Here is a 24377-nt window from a genome sequence, read left to right as displayed (position 1 = left end):
GTTTAGATCTCCATCCCGAAGTGCTCGCTGAAACGTACATCGCCTTCGATCATGTCGCGCATGTCGCCCACCTCGTTGCGGAACATGAGCGCGCGCTCGATGCCCATGCCGAAAGCAAAACCTGAATAGACGTCCGGATCAATGCCGGCCGCCCGCAGGACGTTGGGGTTGATCATTCCGCAGCCGCCCCACTCGATCCAGCGCGGGCCGCCCTTGGCGCCGGGGTGCCAGATGTCCAGTTCCGCGGAGGGTTCGGTGAAGGGGAAGTAGTTCGGGCGCAACCGGACGGAGGCCTCGTCGCCGAACATCTGCCGGGTGAAGTGCTCCAGCGTGCCCAGAAGGTCAGCCATGCTCAGGTTCTTGTCGATGGCCAGGCCTTCGAACTGGTGGAACACCGGGGTGTGGGTGGCATCGAGTTCGTCAGTGCGGAACACCTTGCCCGGGCACAGCACGTAGATGGGCAGCTCGCGTTCCAGCATGGAGCGGACCTGCACTGGGGACGTGTGCGTGCGCATCACGAGGTGGGCCTCGGGCGGCTCCACAAAGAACGTGTCCTGCATTTCGCGGGCCGGGTGGTCAGGCTTGAAGTTCAGCGCATCGAAGTTGAACCATTCGGATTCCACCTCGGGGCCTTCGGCGATTTCCCAGCCCATGCCAACAAAGATGTCCGCAACGCGGTCCTGCAGCGTGGAGAGCGGGTGGCGCGCGCCGGCACGACGACGGCGGGGCGCGGCGGTGACATCAACTGTTTCTTCCAGGAGGATCCGGGCGTCGTTCTCGGCTTCCAGCTCCGCCGTGCGGTCCGCGAGCGCCTTGTTGACCTTGCCCCGGGAGGAACCCATGAGCTTGCCGGCGACGGCTTTCTGGTCTTTCGGCAGGCCGCCTATTTCACGGTTCGCCAGGCTGAGCGGGGACTTCTCACCGGTGTGCGCCAGTCTCACCGCCTTGAGTTCGTCAAGGGTGCCCGCGCCGGCAATGGCGGCGATGGCCTGTTCTACAGCGGCAGTGATGGCGGCTTCATCCGTGGGATTCGGGATGGCGGCGCCCGGCAAAGTTTCAGTCATCTACTGTTCTTAGCTACGAGTCGGGGCTGCCGGTGAGGCTGCAGCCGCGCGCGGTTTCCCGGCAGCGCATCCGTCACTGGCAGGTCATTCCGTGCACCCATGCAGGATGAATGCGCTCGATGACCAGGTCAGGGCCGCTGGAGAATACGGGCGGCCACTACCTCCAGTCTAATTGAACACACCCGCTACCATGGCCTCATGACAGAACGGCAACGCCGGGCAGCAGTACAGCCGCTGCCTGTGCGGTTGACGGCGGGTCCGTTGGCCACTGTGCGGCCGACGGCTGCGCAGTTGGCGCCCGCGCCGGTGACCGCGCCGCTGGCTGCTTTGCCGCTGACCACTGTGCGGCTGACCACGGCTCAGCGGGTCCGAAAGGTCGCGAACCTCGCCAACGGCACCACCCTGCTGGGCCTGCTGCTGGCCTGGATGGCGGGAACTGCCATCCGCGGCGGGCCACGGGGGCTCATCATTGCCGGCGGTTACACGTGGCGCCTCCCCGCCGCCGGAGCGTTCGCGGTGGGCAACATGGTGCTCTGCCGCATCGGTGCTGAGGCGCTGATGGCCAACCCTGCGCTCCTGGGGCATGAGGAAAAGCACTGCAGTCACTACGCCTGGTGCCTGGGCCTGCCCTTTCTTCCGCTGTACTTCCTGGCCGCCGGCTGGTCGCTGCTGCGGACCGGCAACCCGGCGTCGGCAAATTTCTTCGAAAGGCATGCCGGCCTGGCTGCCGGCGGTTACGTTGACACCAGGTCACCAGTGCCGGCGCCCCACAACGCCGGCGGAATCGAGGTCTAACCATCGTGGGCGAAACCAACACCAGGACCATCACTGTGACAGGAACGGGAACGGCCGAGGCACCGTCTGACTTGCTCACCATTTCTGTCGGCGTTGAATGCCGGCGTGCCGGCGTGGGGGCCGCCTACGCTGACGCGGGAACGGCGTCTGCCGCCGTGTCCGGGGCGCTCCGGCAGCACGGCGTCGCAGACGCGGACATCCGGACTTCCGGACTGAATGTACGCCCGGAGCTGGTCTGGCGCGACGGCGAGGGTCAGCACGTGGCAGGGTATGTGGCGTCCAGGCTGCTCACCGTTCGGGTCCGGCAGGTGGCCGCAGCCTCCGCCGTGATCGCGGCCGTAGTTGATGCCGGCGGTGACGACGTGCGGCTGAACGGCCTGGAGCTTGGTTTCGCGGACGAATCGGCTGTGCTGGCCCAGGCCCGGGATGCTGCATGGCAGGACGCCGTTGCCGCGGCGGAACAGTTGGCGTCCCTGGCGTCGGCACGGCTTGGCGCGGTGGTATCCGTTGCCGACCAGCCCCTTTTCTCCGGTCCGGTTCCGCTGGCCAAAATCCAGCGGGCAGTGGCCACGGAAGCCATCAGCGTGGAAGCGGGCCACGCGAGCGTCGGCGCCAGCGTCACTGTGGTGTGGGAGCTGGCAGTCTGACGATGCTCCCCCTGCTTCGGCGCCGGGAGCGCGACACATAATCGGCGATCCTTGACTTAAGTTCGAACATATCTTCGAATAGAGGGTATGAGATGGGATGCACAAGCACTGTTGCAGCGACCTGCCGACGACGCCGGAAACGCAGCATCGCCCGCATTGCTGCCCCTCGCGGGGCTGGTCCGCTCGGTCACCACTCCCGAATTCGCCGGCATCACCTTCCATGAGGTCACCGCCAAATCGGTGCTCAACAAGGTGGTCGCCGGTTCACGGATGCCCTTTGAGTGGACAGTGAACCCCTACCGCGGCTGCAGCCACGCCTGCGTTTACTGCTTTGCACGCAAGAGCCACACTTACCTCGACTTCGACGCCGGACTCGATTTCGACAGCCAGGTTGTAGTTAAGGTGAACGCCGCCGAGGTCCTCCGGAAGGAGCTGGCCAAGCCCTCTTGGGGCCGCCACCAGGTTGCGCTGGGCACTAATACAGACCCCTACCAGCGAGCCGAGGGCCGCTACCAGCTAATGCCGGGCATCATCACAGCGCTGGCGGACTCCGGAACCCCGCTGTCCATCCTCACCAAAGGGACGCTCCTGGCACGCGACATTCCGCTCCTGAAGCGCGCAGCAGCCCAGGTTCCGGTAGGCGTGGGCATCTCGCTCGCCATGACGGACGAGGCACTGTCCGAAGCAGTGGAACCCGGCACCCCCGGCCCCCGGGCCAGGTTGAAGCTCGTCTCCCGTCTCCGCGACGCCGGACTCCCTTGCGGCGTGATGGCCATGCCCATCCTGCCGTGGCTCTCCGACGGCGACGAAGCATTGGACGGCCTCTTCGCTGCCCTGGCCGCCGCGGGGGCTACGGGAGTGACGGCCGGCGCCCTGTACCTGAAGCCGGGTACCCGGGAATGGTTCATGCAGTGGATCGCCCGGAACCACCCTGACCTCGCCGGCCGCTACCGCCGCCTCTACGGCACGGGGTCCTACGCCTCGAAGGAATACCGCATCTGGCTCGCGGCCAAGGTGCGCTATTTCAAGCAGCGGCACGGATTCTCGAGCGGCCACGGTTTCAGCCACCGCGACCTGGCGGACGATCCCCGCGGCGAAGAGGCCCAGTACCCGGAGGGAAGCCTCCCGGTTTCGGGTCAAGCCGGCTCAGGCATGGAGCGTTTAGCCGGCCCGCCGGCGCTTCGCCAGCCAACCCTGTTTTGACCCTGCAACTTCACCGCATGCCGCTAATCAGGGCGTTCGGGCCTGTAGCACCCGTGCGCTGAGCGAGTCCAGCAGAGCCTGAACAATGGGGAAGTCGGCAGGAATCCAGGGAAGCTCAAGCACCGTCTGATGGTCTGCCACGCCCACCCAGCGCAGTTCGTCGTGGTCCTCGAGCGGATGTGGCTCGCCCTCAGTGATTTCGGCTTGCCAGACCCGCATGGTTGCGCGCGCGTTCAGCGGCCACCCGGCGGGCGTCCCGGCCGGCAGTTCGTGTCCCAGGCGGACACCAACCCCTAGTTCTTCCCGGAGTTCACGGTGCAGCGCGTCCTCGCACTCTTCGCCGGCTTCCACTTTCCCGCCGGGAAATTCCCAGAGTCCGGCAAACCGCTCAGGAGCCGTCCGCCGTGCCACCAGCAAACGGGCCGGGCGTTCCAACGAATCCAGTATTGCTGCGCCAACTACTTGTATCTGTGCACTCACCGCCCCAGTCTATGAGGGCGGGCGCCCGCTGACACGATGCCCGGGGCAAGCCCAAAGTCTTCGCAGGGCGGCAGCGCCATAGGAGACAATGGACTGCGGGCGTTGCCCGCCGGCCGGACTGGAATACATAGACCCGTTCCAGGGTTCCGTACAGGGGCACGGGCCGACCATACCCCGGCTCCATCCAACACCCTCGTTGAAAAGCAGGCACATGAGCAGCATCACCCGAACCGGCACTGCACCCACGGTGATGAGCCCCAATCCCGGTGCGGCCATTTTCGCATTGGCCATGGGCGGCGTCGGAATTGGTGTCACGGAATTCACCATGATGGGCCTGCTCACGGAGGTGGAGCAGGGCCTTGACATCAGCACTCCTGAAGCCGGGCACCTTATTTCCGCCTACGCCCTGGGCGTAGTGGTGGGCGCACCGTTGCTCGCCGCCGTGGGAGCCAAGCTGCCGCGCAAGCATCTCGCGCTCGGTCTGATGCTGTTCTTCACCCTGGCAAACCTGACTTCCTATGTTGCTCCCGATTACGGCAGCATGCTGGTTTCCCGGTTCGCGGCCGGGCTGCCGCACGGGGCGTTCTTCGGTGTCGCAGCCGTGATCGCCGCTTCCCTGGTTCCTCCCAGCCGGCGCGGCTGGGCCATCTCCATGGTGATGGCCGGCCTGTCGGTCTCCAACGTCGTCGGCGTACCCGCCGCCACGTGGGTAGGCCAGACCTTCGGCTGGCGGCTGCTCTTCGTCCTCGTCGGAGGCATTGGCGTACTGACGCTGGTCCTGCTGTGGAAATTCGTCCCGTTCCAGCCGCCCCATCCGGACGCGAGTATCCGCCGCGAACTGGGAGCACTCAAACGCCTGCAGGTCTGGCTGGCCATCCTCATCGGCATCGTCGGTTTTGGCGGCTTCTTCGCCACCTATACATACATCGCCCATACCATGACGCTGGTGGCCGGGATCCCCGCATCACTGCTGCCCGTCGTGGTGGCCCTGTACGGGCTTGGCATGGTTGCCGGAACCGTAGCGGGCGGGCGGTTAGCGGATAAATCCGTGATGGGAACCCTCTACTGGGTCCTGCCGGGCATCGCGGTCGCCCTGGTCATTTACGCCGTTGCCGTGCACTGGCCGTGGTCAGCCTTCGTGATGGTGTTCGTAGTGGGAGCGGCCGGCTCCATGCTGGTGCCGGCCCTGCAGACCCGCCTGTTGGACGCCTCGCCGGATGCCCCTTCTTTGGCTTCCTCGCTTAACCACGCGGCGCTCAATGTTGCTAACGCTTTGGGCGCATTCCTGGGCGGTGTGGTCATCGCCTGGGGCTGGGGATTCGTTGCGCCCGCGCTCGTGGGTGCGGTCCTGGCCGTCCTGGGGCTGGCGGTCGCCGTGGTCAGCGGCCTCCTGGAACGCAAAAAACCGCTGGCCACCTGATCCAGGGGAACGGGCAGCCAGCGGCTTCACCGGAACAACCGGCACTCAGGATGGATCAGGGCAGGGGATCCTGCGAGCCTGAACCGGCCGTCACCTGGCCGGCACCGTCGAGGTCATCACGGTGCAGATCCGGTTCGAGGTAGATCACGCGCGCGATCGGAACAGCCGTACGGATCCTGGCTTCAGCGGCGTCAATGGAAGCGGCGATGTCCTTGCCGGTCTCGGCCGCTCCCACGGAGATCTTGGCGGCCACCAGCAGCTCCTCCGGTCCGAGGTGCAGGGTCTTGAGGTGGATCACGCGGTTGTGTCCCCCGGCCTCGATGGCCTCGCTGATCCGCCCCACATCGTCACGGGAGGCAGACTCCCCCAGCAGCAGGGACTTGGTTTCCACCGCCAGCACAGCCGCGATGGCCACCAGCAGCAGGCCGATCATGGCCGTACCTGCGGCGTCCCAGATTCCGTTTCCGGTAATCAGGGTCATGCTCACGCCCACGATTGCGAAAACCAGGCCAAGAAGCGCCCCGAGGTCCTCCAGCAGGATCACTGGCAACTCAGGCTGTTTGGCGGTGCGCACAAAACTCACCCAGCCCTGCTTGCCCCGGATGTGGTTGGATTCGGTAATCGCTGTCCGGAAAGAGACGGACTCCGCTACGATGGCCCCGATGAGGACGGCGAGCGGGACCCACCAGAAATCCCCTTCAATGGCGTGTGGGTGCTGCAGCTTTTCCCAGGCTTCAAAGAGTGCGAAAAGGCCGCCCACACTGAAGAGCACGATGGAGACGATGAACGCGTAGATGTAACGTTCACGGCCATACCCGAAGGGGTGCTCGGCGCTGGCTGCCTTACGGGCGCGTTTGCCACCAATCAGCAGCAACAGCTGGTTCCCCGAGTCGGCAACCGAGTGGATGGCTTCGGCCAGCATTGACGAGGAAGCCGTAAGGAAAAAGGCAACGAACTTGAGGACAGCGATGGTCAGGTTTGCGGCAAGGGCCGCGACGATCGCCTTGGAACCGCCATTTGCAGCCACGGAGGCTTCTCCTCTTCAAAGTTACGGAAACAAGCAGAGATATACGGCGGCGCCGGAAGGCTCCGCCCACGAATACCGTACCTTTTCAGGCGGACAACACGCACCCGCGACAGGCACTAAGCCTGCTGACATTGAAGCGCCCTTATGTTAGCTTGAACACTAATCGGGACAATTAATTCCCGACGAATATGAAGGAGGAGACATGGGTTTTCTTGCTTGGATTATTCTCGGCCTCATAGTGGGGGCCATCGTCAAGGCTGTTATGCCCGGCAGGGTCGGCGGCGGCTGGGTGACGAGCCTCGTGCTGGGCGTAGTCGGCGCGATTGTAGGCGGCTGGATTGGCAGCCTCCTGTTCGGTAAGGGCGACCTTGCCTTCTTTGATCTGGGTACCTGGATCCTCGCGATTGTAGGCGGTCTGGTAGTTGCCGGCATCTACGGCGCCATCACCGGACGCCGCGGGTCCACCCGCGCACCCTAATCACCTCTTATCTCATCTGTTTCATACAGCAAGGGCCCCGAAATGTTCGGGGCCCTGCCTGTTTAAGCTGTGCTGATCGTTGACCGGCCCGCGCGTTACCCCGCCTGCTCCGTATTACCCTGCTGGGAACGGGCACTCGCATAGAGGCACACCGTAGCCGCTGTCCCCAGGTTGAGGCTTTCCGCGGCTCCGTAGACGGGTACAGCCACCCTGTGGTCTGCAAGTGCCAGTTCGGCTTCCGAGAGCCCTTGCGCTTCGTTTCCGAAGAGCCACGCCGTAGGTGCCTCCAACGCATACAGCGATTCGACGCCGGCGGAGGCAATGCGGCGCGCGGCGTTCTGGTCCTGGAGGGTATCCAGGTTGACGTCACCGTGGCCGTCCGCAGCCAAAATACCGATCCCGCGCGCGCGGCAGGCGGCTGCGACGTCCTCGATATCGGCTCCCAGAACCACCGGCAAGTGGAACAGCGAACCGGCGGTGGAGCGGACCGCTTTGGGGTTGTAGATATCCACACTTGATCCGGTGAGCACCACTGCGTCGGCTCCGGCGGCATCCGCGGCACGCAGCACCGTACCGGCATTGCCGGGATCCCGCACCTGGCACAGCACCGCGATCAGGCGCGGACCGGCGTCGAGCACTTCTTCGAGGCTGACGTCCAGAAAGCCGCAGACGGCGATAATGCCCTGGGGGTTCACTGTGTCTGACATCGCGGTTAGGACCTCGTCAGTGGCCAGCCGGGCGTTGGTCCCCTCCGCCAGGTCATCAAACTCGGGGTACCGGTCTAGGCACGCTTCGCTCGCGAAAACTTCATGGACCACTCCAGGCAGCCCTGCCGCGAGCCGCTGCTGATGGAGCGTAAGGGCTTCCCTGACGGACTGGGGGCCTTCCGCCAGGAACTGTTCCCGTTTTAAACGGGCCGGGCGCCCTGCAAGCTTTGCCACTTCCCTCACCCGATCAGCTCGGGGGTTGGACAATGGAAATTCTTGCGGGCGCCCGGTTTCGTTCATATAAGAACTTTAGTGGCTGGAGCCACCGGTCCTTGAACTGCCTTCAGTTACTACTTCGCGGCCGGAGCTGACGTGTCAGCAGGCAGGGAGTCTTTGGCGATCTTAACCAGTGCGGCGAAAGCGTTGGCGTCGGAGACAGCGAGCTCAGCCAGCATACGGCGGTCAACCTCGACCTCAGCGGCCTTAAGACCCTGGATCAGGCGGTTGTAGGTGAGGCCATTGGCGCGGGATGCAGCGTTGATGCGCTGGATCCACAGGCGGCGGAAGTCACCCTTCTTCTTCTTGCGGTCGCCGTAGCTGTACACAAACGAGTGCAGCAGCTGTTCTTTGGCCTTGCGGTACAGGCGTGAACGCTGTCCACGGTAGCCCTTTGCGCGTTCAAGGATAACCCGGCGCTTCTTGTGGGCGTTGACCGCCCTCTTCACACGTGCCACGTGCGTACTCCTTCGAAAATTCTGATCCCAAGCAACTACTGCCGGAACAACCGGCTGGCCTGAGAAGCCTTTATGGTAGTTGACTGCTGCCAGGTGGCATCAGTCAGAGAACTTGGAACTTAGATGCCGAGCATCTTCCGGATGACCTTTGCGTCACCCTTGAAGACAATCTTGTCGCCGGCGAGACGACGAGTCAGCCTGGAGGACTTGTGCTCGAGGTAGTGGCGGCGGTTGGCCTGCTGGCGGCGCAGCTTGCCGCTGCCGGTCAGCTTGAAGCGCTTCTTAGCACCACTGTGGGTCTTCATCTTCGGCATGGGAACCGATCTCCTTACGTGTCCGCAGACATTGTCTGCAGTTCTTTCGAGCAGCCACCCCTGCAGGCGGCGTGCTGGTTGCGTACTGCCGGAGGAACCCTCCTGCAGCTTTGAACTAGGTAGTCTTCTTACCGGCCGGCTTCGGAGCTGCCTTGGGGGCAGGCCTTGCAGCAGGCTTCGGAGCTGCAGGCCGGGCTACCGGCTTGGGCATCGGTACCGGCGGCCTGGGAGCTGCCGGAGCCGGTGCGGCTGCCTTGGCTGCTTCAACAGGCTTGGATGCTTCAGCTGCCTTGGGTGCTTCAGCTGGCCTGGCCGCGGGAGCCCTGACCGGAGCCGGGGCTGCCTTGGGTGCTTCCCGCTTGGGAGCAGCGGCCTTCGGAGCTGCCTGCTTAGGCGCCTCCTGTGCAGCGGCTTCCTTCGCAGGAGCCTCCTGTGCAGCGGCTTCCTTCGCAGGAGCCTCCTTGACGCGAGCTTCCTTGACCGGCGCTTCGGTTGCTTCAACGGCAGGCGCTTGGGTTGCTTCAACATTGACCGGCGCTGCCGTTTCCGGTGCTTCCGCCTCGGCGGCTTCAGTTTCCGGCGCTGCCGTTTCGGGCTCGGTGGTGATGGCGAACCCTTCCGGAAGGAGGTCGGCCAACGACTGGGTCAGCGGCGCCTGGTCGTCACCCGTGACGTCGATGCGGCCCGAAGCCTTGGCTTCGTTCTGCGCTTTGGCCTCCGCGCGCTGAGATGCACGGCGTGCCTCAGCCTTGGCTTCCGCTTTGTTCTTCAGCGGGCCCACCACCATGACCATGTTGCGGCCATCAATACGCGGGCTGGACTCAACTACGCCCACCTCGGCGACGTCCTCAGCGAAGCGCTGAAGCAGGCGGATGCCCATTTCCGGACGCTGCTGCTCGCGGCCACGGAACTGGATCATGGCCTTGACCTTGTCACCTGCACCAAGGAAGCGCAGTGCATGGCCGCGCTTGGTCTCGTAGTCGTGGGTGTCGATCTTGAGTCGGAAGCGGATTTCCTTCAGAACGGTGTTCGTCTGGTTCTTCCGGGCTTCACGTGCCTTGACTGCGGCCTCGTACTTGTACTTGCCGAAGTCCATCAGCTTGCACACCGGAGGCTTGGCCTGCGGTGCAACCTCAACGAGATCAAGATCGGACTCGGCAGCCAAACGAAGGGCATCCTCAATACGGACGACTCCTACCTGTTCACCTGCAGGGCCGACCAGCCGCACCTCGGGGACGCGGATACGCTCATTGATTCTTGGCTCGCTAATGTTAAGGCTCCTGTGATTGAAATGGTAATCCACCGGCAAATAGAGAAGGCCCCCAATTGCCGGAGCAATCGAAGGCCTCAATGATCGGGTGCACGGTCCTCTTCAAAAAGGCTGTGCGCAGTACTCCGGGCCCAACGCCCAGTGAACTGTCCGACCGGTACCCGGCAACCTTGCTTCCCTGGAATGACTTCCGGTGGGAAAACGGCTGACGCGGGTGGGAGAGAACTCCGCTTGCAAACTGCATGCCATTCTACAGAAAAAATCCCTCACGACGCAGCGTGGCGCCGGCTGGACCCTAACACAGCAAAATAACGACACTCAGTCGGTCTGTGACAAGCTTACCAGTATGAGTACCCCAGACAGCAATTCACACGTTTTCGAGGCCGCCCCTGCCGAGGCCAACATGAGCCGGCAAATCCGCGACATCTCCGAGGTGCCGGCCATAGAGGTCATCACTACCGCCGCCGTTCACCTGATGAGTGCAGCAGCAGTCAAGCTTGGCCTCGCCGCCGAGGAAAATGCCGAGGAACTGAAGGACCTGGACGAGGCCCGCAAGCTCATCACCGCCCTCGCCGGCCTGGTGACGGCAGCTGCCCCCGAAATCGGCTCCCAGCACGCCGGGCCGTTGCGCGATGGCCTCCGATCACTGCAGTTGGCCTTCCGCGAAGAGTCGTCGATTCCGGACGCCCCGGGCAAGGGCCCCGGAGAAAAGTACACGGGCGCAGTCAACTGACCTGCCCCGGCAACTCCATAAATTAATGACGACGGCGGGCGGACCAGGGCGGTCCGCCCGCCTTCGTCGTTGGTTCCCTTAGTTTTTGTCCAGATAATCGCACTCCCGCGCCGGAAAAGGGACAGTATCTGGACAAAAACTCGGGCAGGACAGCTCAGGCGGCCACCAGGCGGCGCCGTACGGCCTGAAGCAGCAGTCCGACCAGCCAGAGCACGAAGCCAGCCCCGCCCACTGCTAAAAACCCGCCGGACGGGCCCATCCCATCGATGAAGACACCGGCAGGGGGCGCCCCGAGCGCCACACCCGCGGTCAGGGCGGAGCCGTACCAGCCGATTGCCTCGCCGCAGCGGTCTTCGGCCAAAAGGTCTGCGACTTTAACGGCCCGGCCAAGGACGTGGACACACCCACCTCCTTTAGCCCAGGACCGTGAAACCGCTTGTGGCCACCACGGCTCCGGCTGCGGGCCCGATCAGAAGGACCATCTCGCTGGCGAACGAGTCCAGCGCAAAAGCGGTCCGCCGCCGGGTGCCATCCGCAAGGACGCCAAGGGACTGGCGGAGCACGCTGAAGATGGGGAGGGCCAGCAGGCTGCCGATGAAAACCAGCGGCAGCAGCCGTTCATAGCAGGCGTGCAGCACCACGGACCAAATCACTGCTTCGGACCCCACCGACGGGATGAGGGTCTGCCGCGTGGGCCACGGCGGGCCCTCCCCGCTGACCGTCAGCTACTGAACTGCGCGCCGCAACTTAATTTCAAGCGAATCGACCCGCTCACCAAACAATACATTTCGCGACCAGGCAGCCTGCAGTCCAGCCACCAGTTCCTGCACCGCGGCCGCATCTAGGCCATCCTTGAGGTATAGCACCACTTGCAGTTCCGGTCCTGCACCACCGCCGGAGAGCCTCGCTCCCCCGCCGGTGACGGCTGCAACTCCGGAGCCGGGGAGCAGTTCGATGTTCCGGACCGACCGGAATCCGGCGGCCGCAGCAGCCATTTCGGCGGCCAGCGCGGAATCGGTGTAGGACGGAACCCAGCCCTGCTGCTGTGCCAGCGCCCAGACGGCCGGCCGCCGGACCACCAAGGTGACATCGGAACCGGGATCCAGCACCAGAAGCTCTGCGCCTTCGGCGACCGCTGAGAGGGCGGCCCGGGCTGCGTAGACGGCGACCGGGCGGGCTTCAGGATGCCAGGCTGCCAGCTGATCTACCGAGGTGAAGGCAGGCATGGCTGTCCGGCCGTCGGCAGCCTTCAGCGTGACCAGCGCCATGTCGGCCTGCTTGTCCGCCTTCAGGCCATCCACGCCCTCTGCCTCCGCGCCGAGCCTGGCGATGATGGGGATAAAGACCCGCGCAGTTGCGAGGGAAGCAACCACCGATGCTTCGTCGCCGCTGCCGTCAACCAATGCCCTGACGGCGGTGAGGTAGCCAGCGTCGGCCGTTCCGTCGTCGTCCTCGAAATTGTGGATCTTGCCGTCGTCCCCGGCCAGGCTCCGGCCCTCCCAGGGCCGGCCGGCCGAGTCCGCAGATCCGCCCGCACCGGCAAGGGCAGCCGCGATGTGTCCGGGGAGGTGGCGCGTCACCGGCGGGCTGCCGGCCGCATCCGCGTTGGGCGTGCTGTCCACGGGATCCGGCTAGCGGCGTCCGGCGACGTCAAGGGCTTCGGGCAACGTGAAGGCACCGGCGTAGAGCGCCTTGCCAACGATCGCGCCTTCAACACCCAAGGGGACCAACGACCGGAGCACTTTCAGGTCGTCAAGGCTGGAGATACCACCGGAGGCGACCACAGGTTTACCCGTCTTCTCCACCATCTGACGCAGGAGCTCCACGTTGGGCCCTTGCAGAGTGCCATCCTTCGTGACGTCGGTGACGACATAACGGGAGCATCCGGCCTCTTCCAGGCGGCCCAGAACCTCCCAAAGGTCGCCGCCTTCCTTGGTCCAGCCCCGGCCCGCCAGCGTTGTGCCGCGGACATCAAGGCCGACGGCGATCTTGTCGCCAAAGCGCTCGATGGCCTTGCGCGTCCATTCCGGGTTCTCCAGGGCTGCAGTGCCCAGGTTGACGCGGGCCACGCCGAGATCCAGCGCCGCCTCGAGGGATTCGTCGTCCCGGAGCCCACCGGAGAGCTCTACCTTGATGTCCAGCCGGCCTACTACTTCTCGGAGCAGTTCGGCGTTGGAGCCCCTGCCGAATGCGGCGTCGAGATCCACCAGGTGCACCCATTCAGCACCCTGCTGCTGCCAGTTGAGTGCAGCCTCCAGCGGTGTGCCGTAGCCTGTCTCACTGCCGGCCTCCCCCTGAACCAGTCGTACGGCCTGGCCGTTTACGACGTCAACGGCGGGCAGGAGTTCTAGAACCGGCAGATCGGTTGCGGTGGTCATCTCAAATCCTCTTCGGGTTGTGGTGCTGGTGTAGCGGGCAGACAATGTGTGGGCTATTTCCCGGGGAGCGTCAGCAGGTACGCGGCCAGCAGCGACGTCCCCGCCAGCACGTAAAAACCAATCTGGATCCAGAGCGGTTTGCCCTGCTGGCGGAAGGACAAGGCGCCGCCCACCATGATGCCGGCCAGTCCCATCAGGACGATGGACCACATCTAGGCGGTACCCGCGGCGGCCGGCTTGCGGAGGCCGTCCACCCAATTGCGCAGCAGCCTGGCGCCGGCGTCTCCTGATTTTTCGGGGTGGAACTGGGTGGCGCACAGCGGCCCGTTCTCCACGGCGGCAACAAATCGCGCGCCGTGCTCGGACCAGGTCACCAGCGGGGCCGTCATCCGGGGCTGGATGACGTCGAAGTTCCAGTCCTGGACACCGTAGGAGTGCACGAAGTAGAACCGCTGGTCCTCGACACCGGCGAACAGCTTGGAGCCTTCCGGAACCTGCACGGTATTCCAGCCCATGTGCGGCACCACGTCGGCAGGAAGCAGTTCCACCTTGCCTGGCCATTCCCCCATGCCTTCGGCTTCGGTGCCATGCTCAACACCGGCTTCAAACATCACCTGAAGACCCACGCAGATTGCCAGGACGGGCCGGCCGCCGGCCACCCGCCTGCCAATCAGCCGGATTCCGTCCACGGCTTTGAGCTCACGCATGACGGTTTCGAAGGCACCAACGCCGGGCACCACCAGGCCGTCAGCGTTCAGCACATCTTCCGGCTTGGAGCTAAGGATGACCTCGGCGCCCGCCCGTTCAAGGGCACGCACGGCCGAGCGGACGTTCCCTGAACCATAGTCCAGAACGGTGACAGTGGGCTTACCTTCGGGCGATACGGTTTTTTTACCGGCGGCCGGATCGATCACGGCGCCGTCCCGGAGGACCTGGCCCGTCACAGGGCACCCTTGGTGGAAGGGATTCCCTCCACGCGGGGATCAGGTTCGATGGCGGCACGCAGGGCACGGGCAAATGCCTTGAACTGGGCCTCGACGATGTGGTGGGGATCGCGGCCCGCGATGACGTTCATGTGCAGGCAGATGCCTGCGTGCAGCGTGATGGCTTCAAAGACATGGCGTGTCAGTGACCCGGTGAAGTGGCCGCCGATCAGGTGGTATTCCTGGCCGGCGGGCTCGCCCCCATGCACCAGATACGGACGTCCGGAGACATCCACCACGGCGTGGGCCAGTGCTTCGTCAAGGGGTACCGTGGCCTCGCCGAACCTACGGATGCCGGCCTTGTTGCCCAGCGCCGTGCGCAGGACCTCACCGAAGGTGATCGCGACGTCCTCCACCGTGTGGTGGACGTCGATGTGAATGTCACCGGTGGCCTTGACCGTCATATCGATGAGCGAGTGCTTGCACAGCGCCGTAAGCATGTGGTCGTAGAACGGAACAGACGTGTCGATGTCCGAAACGCCTGTGCCGTCGAGGTTGATCTCCACGAGCACTGACGATTCACTGGTGGCACGCTCCATGCGTGCGGTCCGTGACTCGGCAGCGTTCGATCCGGTGGAACTCATGGTCATATGTCCTTAAAGCGCAGGAGTGAGGGACGCCCCAAGGCGCCGGTACTTCAAGTTTAGGCCGGGAGCTTGGCCTGGTTGGTCAGGATGCCCTCCAGGGAAGTCAGGAAGGCTGTTGTTTCCGCCTCAGTTCCCGCAGTGACGCGGAGGTGTCCGGGGATTCCGACGTCGCGGATCAGCACCCCCGCATCCAGCAACTGTTGCCACACCCCGTGCGGGCTCTCAAGCCCCCCGAAGAAGACGTAGTTCGAATCAGAGGCCGCGGGCTTGAGGCCCATCCGGGTCAGCTCAGTAACGATGCGGTCCCGCTGTTCCTTGATGTCCCGGACGTCTGCCATCAGCGCAGTCCGGTGCTGAAGTGCGGCGAGGGCAGCCGCCTGGGTGATGGCAGAGAGGTGATATGGCAGCCGGACCAGGCGGAGGGCGTCCGTGACTTCAGGCGCGGCGGCCATGTAGCCCAGGCGCGCTCCGGCAAGGGCAAAGGCTTTGCTCATGGTGCGCGAAACAATCAGGCGTTCCCGTCCGGGCAGCAGAGTGAGCGCGCTGGGTGTTCCGTCGTGCGCAAACTCGTGGTAGGCCTCGTCTACGATCACGATGGTCTGGCTGGCCTCACCGGCGGCGTAGACAGCTTCCACTACGTCCAGGCCAAGGCCGGTACCGGTGGGGTTATTAGGCGAGCACAGGAAGACGATGTTGGGTTGAAGCTCCTTGACCTGCAAGGCAGCGGACTCGGCGCTGAGCCCGTAGCCCTCTGCGCGCTGCCCCACTATGTATTCGGTGTCCGTGCCGCTGGCAAGGAGCGGGTACATGGAATACGTGGGCGGGAAGCCCAAAGCCTTGCGGCCCGGACCGCCGAATGCCTGCAGGATCTGCTGGAGTACCTCGTTGGATCCGTTGGCCGCCCAGATGTTGGTGGCGTCGAGCCCGTGACCGAGGTATTCGGCCAGCGCTTCCCGGAGGTCGGTGAACTCACGGTCCGGGTAACGGTTGAGCCCTGCCACCGCTTCCGCCACTGCCGCGCTGATCGCGGCCTGTACTTCGGCCGGAACGCCATGGGTGTTTTCATTGACGTTCAGCAGGATGGGGACATCCAACTGAGGGGCACCGTAAGGGGTCAGTCCGCGGAGATTGGTCCGGAGTGGAAGTCGGTTCAGACGCTCTAGCTGGTCATTCACCTGAACAGTTTAGTTCCGAAGCACACACCCGGAAAATGTGACGTCTTACTGGGCCTCGTTGGACATCCGGCCGGTCCCGGCAGCTACTGGGCGGGGACGAACAACTGCTGGCCGGGCACCACGCCGCCGGAGGTGAGGTTGTTCAGCTGAACGATGTCTGCGATGACGTCGCGGGCGTCCCGCTGGGGCACTGCGGTGGCGGCGATGGCCCAGAGTGACTGCCCGGCCTGGACCGTGACGGTGACCGTAGGCGTCACGGAGAGATCGGCGGCAGAGTCGGCCGCCTTCGCCGGAGAGTTAAGGAACCCGGCAAGCGAGAGCAGAACCGCAGCCAGGATCACCAGCGGGATGCCGATGAGCACCACGCGACCCCTGCGGGTCAGGCGGAGCGGAGGCAATGGTTCCTTCCGCTGCCGGGACGCTATGGACTTCCGTGACGGGCGGGAGGTCCAGCCAGCCCGATCATCCCGAGGCGCCCACTCAGGTCCCTGCGCCGCCTCAAGCCGTGAGGTGAGGTGCTGGACGGAAACGAACTGCGGACGGGAGTCCTGCGAAGCAGATATAGCTGACATGAGATGAGCCCTCCTGGACCATACTGTGCTGCCCGGTGTGCCATACGCATCCCTTTCCTGTACCGGCTGAGCCGTAACACGATGCGAATATTCGAATCCGCAGACGACGAGTAGAACACATGTTCGAACTTTGCTTCTCCATTTTTAGCACTTATCAACGAATATTGTCGAGACTCGCTAGAACAAATGTTTGAAAAAGCCAAGTGGCTGGCCTACGTTTGGATCAAAGAACAACCACTCCTGTAGTTGATCAGCAGGGTCTGACAATCAATCAGCCCGGAGGTTCCACGCACCAGCGGCCGGACCGGAACCGGGGCAACCGAAAGGCATTGGCGAACATGGCAGCACCAGCCGCCGAGGGCAAGGCACCGCCACAGGGCCGCCAGGCCCAAAGGACTCCCAAGGGACTTACCGCCCGCCAGAAAAAGATCCTTGAGACGATCCAGCGTTCCGTCAATGACAACGGTTATCCCCCGTCCATGCGGGAAATCGGCGACACTGTGGGTTTGGCGAGCCTCTCCAGCGTCACCCACCAGCTTTCCCAGCTCGAAAAGTTGGGCTATCTCCGCCGGGATCCCAAGCGGCCGCGCGCCATGGAAGTCCTGATGCCCTTGACGCTGGATGGCGGCTCGGCCAAATCCCGCGGCTCAGCCAAACCGGCCGTCCTGCACAGCATCGGCGGAACGGTCACAGAACTTCCGACCGCCATGGACACGGCAATGGTGCCATTGGTGGGCCGAATCGCTGCCGGCGGACCGATCCTTGCCGATCAGGTAGTTGAAGATGTCATGCCCCTGCCCCGCCAGCTCGTGGGTCAGGGTGAGCTGTTTATGCTGCGCGTGGCCGGCGACTCCATGGTGGACGCTGCCATCTGCGACGGCGACTGGGTAGTGGTGCGCCGGCAGGCAGACGCCGCCAACGGGGATATCGTTGCGGCCCTATTGGACGACGAAGCCACCGTGAAAACATTCCGCCAGCGCGATGGCCACACTTGGCTGTTGCCGCAGAACACCCAGTACGAGCCTATCCTTGGTGATCACGCCACCATCATGGGCAAGGTCGTCTCGGTCCTGCGTTCCCTGTAGTACCGGCCGCTCTAGAACCGGCCGTTGCACTGCCGGCCGCGGCAGCGTACTGGCCGATGTCATACCGGCGCCGTGATACCGGCAGTGACGGTCGCTGTAGGACCGTCAGGCGTCTTTCCCGGCCAGCCTTTGGAGGGCGGCAAAGGCTGTCTTGCGGTCCGTGGTGGGCCAGAACGGCGGAAGCGCCGCGCGGAGGAACCCGGCGTACCGCTCCGTGGCAAGGCGTGAATCGAGGACGGCCACTACTCCCTTGTCCCCAGTCGAACGGATCAGCCGGCCCGCCCCCTGGGCAAGGCGGATGGCCGCGTGCGTGGCCGACACCGCCATAAAGCCGTTTCCGCCGGCCTGCGCAACGGCACGCGAGCGGGCAGTCATCAGCGGATCATCCGGCCGCGGGAACGGAATGCGGTCGATCACCACCAGCCGGCAGGATCCGCCCGGAACATCAACCCCCTGCCACAGGGACATGGTGCCAAACAGGCAAGTATCAGGCTCGTCAGCGAACTGCTTTACGAGCGCGGTCATAGTGGAGTCGCCCTGGCAGAGGATGCTGAGCCCCAGCCGCGGGCGCATTGCCCCAGCAGCCTCTTCGGCCGCACGGCGCGACGAAAAGAGGCACAGCGCGCCGCCGCCGGACGCCCGTATCAGTGCCTCCAGCTCGTCGAGGGCCTCGGGTGACGCGCCGCGGCCGGGTTTGGGCAAGTGCCCGGCCACATACAGGATGCCCTGCTTCGGATAGTCGAACGGCGATCCGACGTCGATACCCGTCCAGCTCGGAGCGCCCTCCCCTACCAGTCCCAGGCCACCGGCGGCAGGTTCGAACGCTGACCCAATGGCCAGGGTTGCCGAGGTCAGCACCACGGTGTGGCCGGCGAACAGACCTTCACGCAACTTGCCGGCGACACTGAGCGGCGCGACGTTGATCAACGCGGGAGAGGTCTCGTCAGGCTGCGAATAGCCCTGTTGGGGGTCGAAGGAACTGGCGCGGGAAAACCACACCACTTCGCGGTTCTCGCGGGCGACGATGAGCCGTTCACACAGTTCCAGGATCAGCATCAGCCGCGAGCGGGCAAGCTGCCGCCCGCCGTCGGCCGTTTGGCTGCCGTCACCCTTGGAATCTGACAGGGCAGCCCGGCAAGCCTCCCGCAACTGGTCCACGCAGTCCAGCTGTTCATCATTGAGTCCGTTGGGCAGGAGCCCGTCAGAGACTCCCGCCAGCGCGAGTTCGAGGTTGGCCGCGGCCGCGTTGAGTGCGTCAACCGTGATGGCAGTGTGTTTCCGTGCGCCCGAGGCTGCCGCGTAAATCATGGCCACCGAGAGCTGCCCGGAGACCGCACCTGTGACCCGGTCCTGGAGTTCGTGGGCCTCGTCCACCACTACAACGTCATATTCGGGAAGTACGGCAAGGCCCTCGAAGGCGCTGACGGCCAGCATGGCATGGTTGGTGACCACAACGTCGGCCTCGGCCGCCTCATGGCGTGCCAGTTCACTGAAACACTCGGCAGCCATCGGGCATTTCTGTGCGCCCAGGCATTCCATCGAGGTGACCGAAACCTGCCGCCAGGCGCGGTCCGTGACGCCGGGAAGAAGTTCGTCGCGGTCTCCGGTGGCGGTTTTTTCCGCCCATTCGCGCAAGCGCACTACTTCCTTGCCCAGCTGCGACGAGGGTCCGCCCAATGCGGCAGCGAAATGCGGGACGCTGGTGTCTTCACCCAGGGAGAAAAGCTGGCCCTCGGCCGGCTCCTCTGAGGGGAAGCCGCCTTCGAGCTTGTGCCGGCACACATAGTTGGAGCGTCCCTTGACCAGCGCTACCTTTACGGGACGGTCCAGGGCGGGGGTGATCGTCTTCAGCAGCCGGGGAAGATCCCGGCCCACAATCTGGGTCTGCAGCGCAAGGGTTGCAGTGGAAACCAGAGTGGGCTTGTTGCTCACCAGCGAGTGCGCAATGAGCGGGATGAGGTACGCGAGCGACTTGCCGGTGCCGGTGCCGGCCTGGACCAGGAGGTGGTCTCCGGTTTCGATGGCCTTGGCCACCCGCCTTGCCATCTCGTGCTGACCGGCGCGGCTTTGGCCGCCCATCCCGGCGACGGCACGGTCGAGGAGCTCAATCACGAACTCCTCGCCGGCCGTTTCGGAAATTTCCCCTGCCGCCAGGTCAGTCATTTTTGACGAAGGATTCCAGTTCAGCCGCAAGGCCCTCCCGGACCATCACGACGGCGCGCGTACCGTATTCGCCGTGGTCCAGACTGAGGATCTCGGCGTCGGTCTCGTGCAGTTTGCTGATCAGGTCGCCTCGGTCGTACGGGATAAGAAGCTCGAGTTTGACGCTGGGCCGCGGAATCCCGTCGCTGATGGCCTTAAGCAGTTCGGCGATCCCTTCGCCTGTCCGGGCCGACACCACTACATGGCGCGGCTCGCGCTGCTTGAGGCGCTCAACCACAAACGGATCTGCGGCGTCGGCTTTGTTGAGCACGATGATCTCAGGCACCTTGCGGGCATCCACCTCACTGAAGACCTGGCGGACGGCAGCGATCTGGCCTTCGGGGTCCGGGTGGGAGACGTCCACCACGTGCAGGATCAGGTCGGCATCCGCCACTTCTTCCAGCGTGGAGCGGAATGCTTCCACCAGCTGGGTGGGCAGCGACCGGACAAAACCTACGGTATCGGCCAGCGTGTACCCTAGGCCGTCCGAGGTCTCGGCCTTGCGCACTGTCGGATCCAGGGTGGCGAAGAGAGCGTTCTCCACCAGCACGCCGGCGTCGGTGAGCCTGTTGAGCAAGGAGGACTTGCCGGCGTTGGTGTACCCGGCGATCGCCACCGACGGCACTGAATTACGACGGCGGTTTGCCCGCTTCGTTTCCCGTGCCGGCTTCATCGCGGCGATCTCCCTGCGCAGCTTGGCCATGCGGGTGCGGATGCGGCGGCGGTCCAGTTCGATCTTCGTTTCGCCGGGCCCACGCGAACCCATGCCGGCGCCCGCGCCACCCACTTGGCCACCGGCTTGGCGGGACATCGATTCGCCCCAGCCGCGGAGCCGTGGCAGGAGGTATTCGAGCTGCGCCAGTTCCACCTGGGCTTTGCCCTCACGGCTCTTGGCGTGTTGGGCAAAGATGTCCAGGATCAGGGCGGTGCGGTCAATGACCTTTACCTTGACGATGTCCTCAAGTCCGCGGCGCTGGGAGGGTGCCAGTTCGGCGTCGACCACCACGGTATCCGCGCCGGTTGCCATCACGATTTCCTTGAGTTCAAGGGCCTTTCCGGAGCCCAAAAACGTACCGGGGTCCGGCTTGGCACGGCGCTGCACCATCCCGTCAAGGACTTCCGATCCGGCGGTCTCGGCGAGGGCTGCGAGTTCGCGCAGGGAATTCTCCGCGTCCGCTAGGGTGCCTTCGGACCAAAGCCCGGCCAGCACCACCCGTTCGAGCCGCAGCTGCCGATATTCGACTTCGGTGACATCTTCGAGTTCGGTGGACAGGCCGGCAACGCGCCGCAGTGCCCGGCGTTCCGCCAGGTCCTGCTGGTCGCCGTCGTAATCTGTGTGTTCATCAGCCAGGCGGGAAATGGCCTGGGCCCTGCCAAACACAGCCTTATCGCCGTCGGTGGCGGTGACGTTCCTGGCCGGTACGTCCTTGGCAAGAATCCGGTCGATGACAGCTTGGATTTCCTCGGGACTCATGTCCTGGGCTGCTGGATCGGAACCGGGGTTGGGCTGGCTGGTCATGGTCTCCTTTGAAGATTCGGCATCTTCAGAATAGTGCCGATCGTTGGTCAGTGGTGAAGTATTCGCGCTGGGCTGACGGCTGGCAGTCATGCGGACCTCCTGGTCTGCTGCGCGCGCCGGTCGAAGCGGTGACGCGCAGGGGCGGGTCAGCATCACAGCTGATGCGTGGAGTCGAAGGGGCGCGGGCAAATCTCAGGAAGGGACCGGCTCTGGAATGATCACTCGAGTTTGCCCTGCGGCAGGACAGGCACGGTAGTCCTGTGCTGGGCGCACATGCGGAGGGATGATACCTGCATCGCTGTGGAGCACGGTCTCGGGACGGGCGGCTTGACAGCACAGGCCCATGCCGGCTACTCGAAGATCAAGAACATGCGTTCCAGATTAGCAGACCAGGTGGCAGCCGTTTCGCTTTGTCCACTGCGGCCAACTAATCTGGCCAGTTATGGAGTCCGCACACTATTTCAGCGCATCGCCCGCCGGGCCGTTCACCCGCAAACCCCTCACGGTGGAACTGGCCGGCGCGACGCGCACACTGCAGACCGCCGGCGGGATCTTCAGCCCCGACGGCATCGACAAAGGAACAGCGGTCCTCCTGGCTGAAGTTCCGGCTCCGTCGGCCGCCGGGAACCTCCTGGACATCGGCTGCGGCTGGGGGCCCATAGCCCTGACCCTTGCCCTGCGGGCGCCGCATGCCAAGGTCTACGCGGTGGATGTCAACGAACGCTGCATCACCCTGACCAACGAAAACGCGGCTCTGCTGGGCCTGGGCAACGTGCTGGCCAGCACCCCCGACACCGTGGACCCGGACCTGCGCTTTGATACCATCTGGTCCAACCCGCCCATCCGGATCGGCAAAGACGAACTGCACAGCCTGCTGACGCAGTGGCTGCCGCGACTGGCGCCGGGCGGTTCAGCCTGGCTGGTGGTGCAGAAGAACCTGGGCTCCGATTCGCTTCAGCGCTGGCTGTCCGCCGAGCTGGACCGATCCTTTACAGTCACCCGCGAGAGCACCGCCAAGTCCTTCCGGATCCTGCGGGTCAGGAAAGCGTCCCACTAGCCACGATGACCGCGGGGCCGCTGAGTTCGACGTGTTCATGGCCGCCCGCACCGGCGAAGAATTTGACGCCGACCACACCGCCCGGCACGTTGACCAGCCAGGAGTCCGGAGCCTCCGCCCCTGCCCAATGCCGTGTGGCCACCGCAGCGGCGCACGCACCGGTTCCGCAGGACTGGGTTTCCCCGACGCCCCTTTCGTGGACACGCATCGTGACAGTGCCGATGCCGTCATGGACCAGCGGTTCGGCGGGCACCACAAATTCGACATTGGTGCCGTTGGCGGGCACGGGATCAACCTTCGGTGCGGCAAAGAGCCTGGTGGACTCCAGCTCGGCCAGTTCTGCCAGAGCGACTACCGTGTGCGGGTTGCCCATGCTGACGGACAGGGCCGGGCGGGGTACTTCCAGGCCGTCCGCGGTCACGAGGGAATCCATGGCTTTGGCGCTCGCTTCCCCGGGGAAAATGAACTCCCACGGCCCCATGTCCACGGCGTAGCTGTCGCCGGTACGGACCACTGTCTTGACGCCGCCGCGCGTACCGATGGTGAGCGATCCGCCGTCGTGCAGGCTAACCAGTCCCTCGGCACGGAGGAAGTGCACAAAAACTCGGACGCCGTTGCCGCACATTTCCGAAAGGGAACCGTCGCCGTTGCGGTAGTCCATAAACCATTCCGCCTCGGGGCTGCTGCCCAGCAGTTGGCGGCCTTCAGAAAGATAGCGGGACGGAACGGCCCTGATCATGCCGTCCCCGCCGATACCGCGGTGCCGGTCGCACAGGGCGGCAACCTGGCCGGCGTCAATAGTGTGGACGCCGTCCGGATCGGCGATCAACACAAAGTCGTTACCAGTGCCGTGTCCCTTGGAGAAGCGGAGTCCGCCCAGTGTGCGGAAGGCGGGCTCAGCGGTCTCTGCGGGGGTTGCGTCCATGGTCCTAGATTACCGCCAGGGCAACAAACGGCTAATACGGCCGACGACGGCGCGCGGCCAGGCACGTCCGGAGTGCGGCTGCGGTGTGGGTAACGTCAGGCAGGACTGCAGTGCGGATGCGGTGTCAGTGACACAGTGCCGCGGCCTGCGCCGCAAGGTCCGGCGTTTGCCAATCCAGCCAGCTGATGCGCGCATCCGCACGGAACCAGGTGAGCTGGCGCCGGGCGAACTGCCGGGTGGCCACGATGGTGTCTTCGGCGGCTTCCCCAACGGTTGCGGCGCCGTCGAGCACCTGCAGGAACTGGGCATAGCCGAGGGCGCGCGGCGCGGTCTTGCCGCGGCGCAGCCCTGCGGAGTCAAGCCGGCGAACCTCCGCCAGCAGGCCCCTCTTAACCATGCTGTGGACCCGTACGGCCAGCCGTTCACGCAATACTTCGCGGTCTACCCCGAGTCCGATCTGCACGGCAGGCTGGACGTACTCCCGCTGGGGCATGAAGGAACTGAACGGCCGGCCGGTGAGCTGGTGCACCTCCAGCGCCCTGATGATGCGTCGCGCATCGCTGACGCGGGCAGCGGATACGGGGTCCACCTCCCGGAGCCGCGCCAGGAGGGCTTCCGGACCGGTCTGCTCAAGTTCGGCCTCCAAATTCCGGCGCAGATCGGGGTCCGTGCCGGGGAACTCAAGAACGTCCAAAGCGGCCCGCACGTAGAGGCCGGAACCGCCCGCCAGAATGGCGCGTTTGCCGCGGGCGTGGATGTCGCTGATGATCGCCCTGGCCTGCTGCTGGAAGTCAGAAACGCTCGCTTCCTGGGTGACGTCCAGGGTGTCCAAAAGGTGGTGGGGAACTCCCCGGCGTTCAGCTACGGAGATCTTGGCGGTGCCGATATCCATGCCCCGGTAGAACTGCATGGCATCGGCATTGATCACCTCGCCGTCCACCTTCAGCGCAAGGCTGACCGCCAGATCGGACTTACCTGAGCCGGTAGGACCGACTACCGCGATGACCGGAGGCGAGGCCACC

Annotated in this window: 28 protein-coding genes; 8 read left to right on the top strand and 20 right to left on the bottom strand. The window is 64.6% G+C overall.

Going from position 1 to position 24377, the window contains the following annotated elements; genetic code table 11:
- Positions 1–2 precede the first annotated feature (2 nt).
- A complete protein-coding gene (gene pheS, locus ABIB27_RS16130; RefSeq protein ID WP_354254246.1) occupies positions 3–1064 on the bottom strand; it encodes a phenylalanine--tRNA ligase subunit alpha in 1062 nt (353 codons plus the stop codon).
- Between the two features lie 198 nt (positions 1065–1262).
- Here pheS and ABIB27_RS16125 point away from each other — a divergent pair, with 198 nt between their 5' ends.
- The 3 genes from ABIB27_RS16125 to ABIB27_RS16115 all read left to right on the top strand — a co-directional run bounded on the left by ABIB27_RS16125 (position 1263) and on the right by ABIB27_RS16115 (position 3709).
- Positions 1263–1859, top strand: a complete 597-nt coding sequence (locus ABIB27_RS16125) for a hypothetical protein (protein WP_502909245.1) — start codon at positions 1263–1265, stop codon at positions 1857–1859.
- 5 nt (positions 1860–1864) lie between these two features.
- Positions 1865–2506: an SIMPL domain-containing protein gene (locus ABIB27_RS16120; RefSeq protein WP_354254245.1), complete on the top strand. Its 642-nt coding sequence runs from the start codon at positions 1865–1867 to the stop codon at positions 2504–2506.
- Positions 2507–2593: 87 nt separating this feature from the next.
- Entirely contained in the window at positions 2594–3709 is a 1116-nt protein-coding gene (locus ABIB27_RS16115) for an Rv2578c family radical SAM protein (RefSeq protein WP_354217436.1), read from the top strand.
- Positions 3710–3736: 27 nt separating this feature from the next.
- Here ABIB27_RS16115 and ABIB27_RS16110 read toward each other — a convergent pair whose 3' ends face one another.
- Positions 3737–4189, bottom strand: a complete 453-nt coding sequence (locus ABIB27_RS16110; protein WP_354217437.1) for a (deoxy)nucleoside triphosphate pyrophosphohydrolase — start codon at positions 4187–4189, stop codon at positions 3737–3739.
- A gap of 211 nt (positions 4190–4400) precedes the next feature.
- On the opposite strand from ABIB27_RS16110, the gene ABIB27_RS16105 reads away from it, so the two are divergent.
- Positions 4401–5609 (top strand): MFS transporter, encoded by a 1209-nt coding sequence (locus ABIB27_RS16105; protein ID WP_354217438.1) that lies wholly within the window; start codon positions 4401–4403, stop codon positions 5607–5609.
- Between the two features lie 55 nt (positions 5610–5664).
- Here ABIB27_RS16105 and ABIB27_RS16100 read toward each other — a convergent pair whose 3' ends face one another.
- Positions 5665–6636, bottom strand: coding sequence for a cation diffusion facilitator family transporter (locus ABIB27_RS16100; protein WP_354217439.1), 972 nt, complete (start codon positions 6634–6636; stop codon positions 5665–5667).
- A gap of 202 nt (positions 6637–6838) precedes the next feature.
- Between ABIB27_RS16100 and ABIB27_RS16095 the strand changes: the two genes are divergently transcribed.
- On the top strand, positions 6839–7114 hold the full coding sequence (locus ABIB27_RS16095) for a GlsB/YeaQ/YmgE family stress response membrane protein (protein ID WP_354217440.1): 276 nt from the start codon (positions 6839–6841) through the stop codon (positions 7112–7114).
- A 95-nt stretch (positions 7115–7209) separates the two neighbouring features.
- Here ABIB27_RS16095 and ABIB27_RS16090 read toward each other — a convergent pair whose 3' ends face one another.
- The 4 genes from ABIB27_RS16090 to infC all read right to left on the bottom strand — a co-directional run bounded on the left by ABIB27_RS16090 (position 7210) and on the right by infC (position 10097).
- Entirely contained in the window at positions 7210–8121 is a 912-nt protein-coding gene (locus tag ABIB27_RS16090; protein WP_354217441.1) for a TrmH family RNA methyltransferase, read from the bottom strand.
- 50 nt (positions 8122–8171) lie between these two features.
- Positions 8172–8555: a 50S ribosomal protein L20 gene (gene rplT, locus ABIB27_RS16085; RefSeq protein ID WP_164201051.1), complete on the bottom strand. Its 384-nt coding sequence runs from the start codon at positions 8553–8555 to the stop codon at positions 8172–8174.
- Positions 8556–8674: 119 nt separating this feature from the next.
- Complete coding sequence (gene rpmI, locus ABIB27_RS16080; protein WP_009358635.1) at positions 8675–8869, bottom strand: 50S ribosomal protein L35; 195 nt, start codon at positions 8867–8869, stop codon at positions 8675–8677.
- Positions 8870–8984: 115 nt separating this feature from the next.
- The gene (gene infC / locus ABIB27_RS16075) at positions 8985–10097 is read right to left on the bottom strand and encodes a translation initiation factor IF-3 (protein WP_502909244.1); all 1113 of its coding nucleotides are present in this window, start codon (positions 10095–10097) and stop codon (positions 8985–8987) included.
- Between the two features lie 388 nt (positions 10098–10485).
- Here infC and ABIB27_RS16070 point away from each other — a divergent pair, with 388 nt between their 5' ends.
- Positions 10486–10872 carry a DUF1844 domain-containing protein gene (locus tag ABIB27_RS16070; RefSeq protein ID WP_354217443.1) on the top strand — a complete coding sequence of 129 codons (387 nt, stop codon included), beginning with the start codon at positions 10486–10488 and terminating at the stop codon, positions 10870–10872.
- Positions 10873–11026: 154 nt separating this feature from the next.
- On the opposite strand, the gene ABIB27_RS19500 is transcribed toward ABIB27_RS16070, so the two are convergent.
- From ABIB27_RS19500 to ABIB27_RS16030, 9 genes are all read right to left on the bottom strand, one after another.
- Complete coding sequence (locus ABIB27_RS19500; protein WP_502909243.1) at positions 11027–11233, bottom strand: hypothetical protein; 207 nt, start codon at positions 11231–11233, stop codon at positions 11027–11029.
- A 52-nt stretch (positions 11234–11285) separates the two neighbouring features.
- Positions 11286–11540: a hypothetical protein gene (locus tag ABIB27_RS19495; protein WP_502909242.1), complete on the bottom strand. Its 255-nt coding sequence runs from the start codon at positions 11538–11540 to the stop codon at positions 11286–11288.
- 57 nt (positions 11541–11597) lie between these two features.
- Entirely contained in the window at positions 11598–12494 is an 897-nt protein-coding gene (locus tag ABIB27_RS16060) for an SseB family protein (RefSeq protein WP_354217444.1), read from the bottom strand.
- A gap of 9 nt (positions 12495–12503) precedes the next feature.
- Positions 12504–13250, bottom strand: coding sequence for a bifunctional 1-(5-phosphoribosyl)-5-((5-phosphoribosylamino)methylideneamino)imidazole-4-carboxamide isomerase/phosphoribosylanthranilate isomerase PriA (gene priA / locus ABIB27_RS16055; RefSeq protein WP_354217445.1), 747 nt, complete (start codon positions 13248–13250; stop codon positions 12504–12506).
- Positions 13251–13303: 53 nt separating this feature from the next.
- Positions 13304–13462, bottom strand: a complete 159-nt coding sequence (locus ABIB27_RS16050) for a CG2302 family histidine operon protein (RefSeq protein WP_354217446.1) — start codon at positions 13460–13462, stop codon at positions 13304–13306.
- Positions 13463–14194 carry an imidazole glycerol phosphate synthase subunit HisH gene (hisH, locus tag ABIB27_RS16045; RefSeq protein ID WP_354254243.1) on the bottom strand — a complete coding sequence of 244 codons (732 nt, stop codon included), beginning with the start codon at positions 14192–14194 and terminating at the stop codon, positions 13463–13465.
- The gene (gene hisB / locus ABIB27_RS16040; protein WP_354217448.1) at positions 14191–14817 is read right to left on the bottom strand and encodes an imidazoleglycerol-phosphate dehydratase HisB; all 627 of its coding nucleotides are present in this window, start codon (positions 14815–14817) and stop codon (positions 14191–14193) included. Before hisB ends, hisH begins: the two co-directional genes overlap by 4 nt.
- A 59-nt stretch (positions 14818–14876) precedes the next feature.
- Positions 14877–15995 carry a histidinol-phosphate transaminase gene (locus ABIB27_RS16035; RefSeq protein ID WP_354217449.1) on the bottom strand — a complete coding sequence of 373 codons (1119 nt, stop codon included), beginning with the start codon at positions 15993–15995 and terminating at the stop codon, positions 14877–14879.
- Positions 15996–16078: 83 nt separating this feature from the next.
- On the bottom strand, positions 16079–16393 hold the full coding sequence (locus ABIB27_RS16030; protein WP_502909241.1) for a LysM peptidoglycan-binding domain-containing protein: 315 nt from the start codon (positions 16391–16393) through the stop codon (positions 16079–16081).
- Between the two features lie 512 nt (positions 16394–16905).
- Here ABIB27_RS16030 and lexA point away from each other — a divergent pair.
- Complete coding sequence (lexA, locus tag ABIB27_RS16025) at positions 16906–17652, top strand: transcriptional repressor LexA (RefSeq protein WP_354217450.1); 747 nt, start codon at positions 16906–16908, stop codon at positions 17650–17652.
- Between the two features lie 105 nt (positions 17653–17757).
- Here lexA and ABIB27_RS16020 read toward each other — a convergent pair whose 3' ends face one another.
- Both ABIB27_RS16020 and hflX read right to left on the bottom strand, forming a co-directional pair.
- Positions 17758–19815 carry an ATP-dependent DNA helicase gene (locus tag ABIB27_RS16020; RefSeq protein WP_354217451.1) on the bottom strand — a complete coding sequence of 686 codons (2058 nt, stop codon included), beginning with the start codon at positions 19813–19815 and terminating at the stop codon, positions 17758–17760.
- The gene (gene hflX, locus ABIB27_RS16015) at positions 19808–21373 is read right to left on the bottom strand and encodes a GTPase HflX (RefSeq protein WP_354217486.1); all 1566 of its coding nucleotides are present in this window, start codon (positions 21371–21373) and stop codon (positions 19808–19810) included. The genes ABIB27_RS16020 and hflX overlap by 8 nt, the downstream gene beginning before the upstream one ends.
- Positions 21374–21815: 442 nt before the next feature.
- Here hflX and ABIB27_RS16010 point away from each other — a divergent pair, with 442 nt between their 5' ends.
- Positions 21816–22430, top strand: a complete 615-nt coding sequence (locus tag ABIB27_RS16010) for a class I SAM-dependent methyltransferase (RefSeq protein ID WP_354217452.1) — start codon at positions 21816–21818, stop codon at positions 22428–22430.
- On the opposite strand, the gene dapF is transcribed toward ABIB27_RS16010, so the two are convergent.
- Positions 22411–23355 (bottom strand): diaminopimelate epimerase, encoded by a 945-nt coding sequence (gene dapF, locus ABIB27_RS16005; protein ID WP_354217453.1) that lies wholly within the window; start codon positions 23353–23355, stop codon positions 22411–22413. The two genes, ABIB27_RS16010 and dapF, sit on opposite strands and share 20 nt — an antisense overlap.
- A 124-nt stretch (positions 23356–23479) precedes the next feature.
- A complete protein-coding gene (miaA, locus tag ABIB27_RS16000) occupies positions 23480–24376 on the bottom strand; it encodes a tRNA (adenosine(37)-N6)-dimethylallyltransferase MiaA (protein ID WP_354217454.1) in 897 nt (298 codons plus the stop codon).
- Between the last annotated feature and the right edge of the window lies 1 nt (position 24377).

Origin of the sequence: Arthrobacter sp. UYEF21, assembly GCF_040546085.1 — a bacterium.
Lineage (GTDB): Bacteria > Actinomycetota > Actinomycetes > Actinomycetales > Micrococcaceae > Arthrobacter.
This window is presented reverse-complemented; position numbering and strand designations above follow the sequence as displayed.

What these genes read in the sequence shown, in the direction of transcription:
- ABIB27_RS16125 (WP_502909245.1), top strand. Translation starts at nt 1,263, where the DNA reads ATGACAGAACGGCAACGCCGGGCAGCAGTACAGCCGCTGCCTGTGCGG.
- ABIB27_RS16105 (WP_354217438.1), top strand. Translation starts at nt 4,401, where the DNA reads ATGAGCAGCATCACCCGAACCGGCACTGCACCCACGGTGATGAGCCCC.
- pheS (WP_354254246.1), bottom strand. Translation starts at nt 1,064, where the DNA reads ATGACTGAAACTTTGCCGGGCGCCGCCATCCCGAATCCCACGGATGAA.
- ABIB27_RS16010 (WP_354217452.1), top strand. Translation starts at nt 21,816, where the DNA reads ATGGAGTCCGCACACTATTTCAGCGCATCGCCCGCCGGGCCGTTCACC.
- ABIB27_RS16020 (WP_354217451.1), bottom strand. Translation starts at nt 19,815, where the DNA reads ATGACTGACCTGGCGGCAGGGGAAATTTCCGAAACGGCCGGCGAGGAG.
- ABIB27_RS16050 (WP_354217446.1), bottom strand. Translation starts at nt 13,462, where the DNA reads ATGTGGTCCATCGTCCTGATGGGACTGGCCGGCATCATGGTGGGCGGC.
- rpmI (WP_009358635.1), bottom strand. Translation starts at nt 8,869, where the DNA reads ATGCCGAAGATGAAGACCCACAGTGGTGCTAAGAAGCGCTTCAAGCTG.
- dapF (WP_354217453.1), bottom strand. Translation starts at nt 23,355, where the DNA reads ATGGACGCAACCCCCGCAGAGACCGCTGAGCCCGCCTTCCGCACACTG.
- hflX (WP_354217486.1), bottom strand. Translation starts at nt 21,373, where the DNA reads ATGACCAGCCAGCCCAACCCCGGTTCCGATCCAGCAGCCCAGGACATG.
- ABIB27_RS16090 (WP_354217441.1), bottom strand. Translation starts at nt 8,121, where the DNA reads ATGAACGAAACCGGGCGCCCGCAAGAATTTCCATTGTCCAACCCCCGA.
- ABIB27_RS16095 (WP_354217440.1), top strand. Translation starts at nt 6,839, where the DNA reads ATGGGTTTTCTTGCTTGGATTATTCTCGGCCTCATAGTGGGGGCCATC.
- hisB (WP_354217448.1), bottom strand. Translation starts at nt 14,817, where the DNA reads ATGAGTTCCACCGGATCGAACGCTGCCGAGTCACGGACCGCACGCATG.
- priA (WP_354217445.1), bottom strand. Translation starts at nt 13,250, where the DNA reads ATGACCACCGCAACCGATCTGCCGGTTCTAGAACTCCTGCCCGCCGTT.
- ABIB27_RS16115 (WP_354217436.1), top strand. Translation starts at nt 2,594, where the DNA reads ATGAGATGGGATGCACAAGCACTGTTGCAGCGACCTGCCGACGACGCC.
- ABIB27_RS16070 (WP_354217443.1), top strand. Translation starts at nt 10,486, where the DNA reads ATGAGTACCCCAGACAGCAATTCACACGTTTTCGAGGCCGCCCCTGCC.
- lexA (WP_354217450.1), top strand. Translation starts at nt 16,906, where the DNA reads ATGGCAGCACCAGCCGCCGAGGGCAAGGCACCGCCACAGGGCCGCCAG.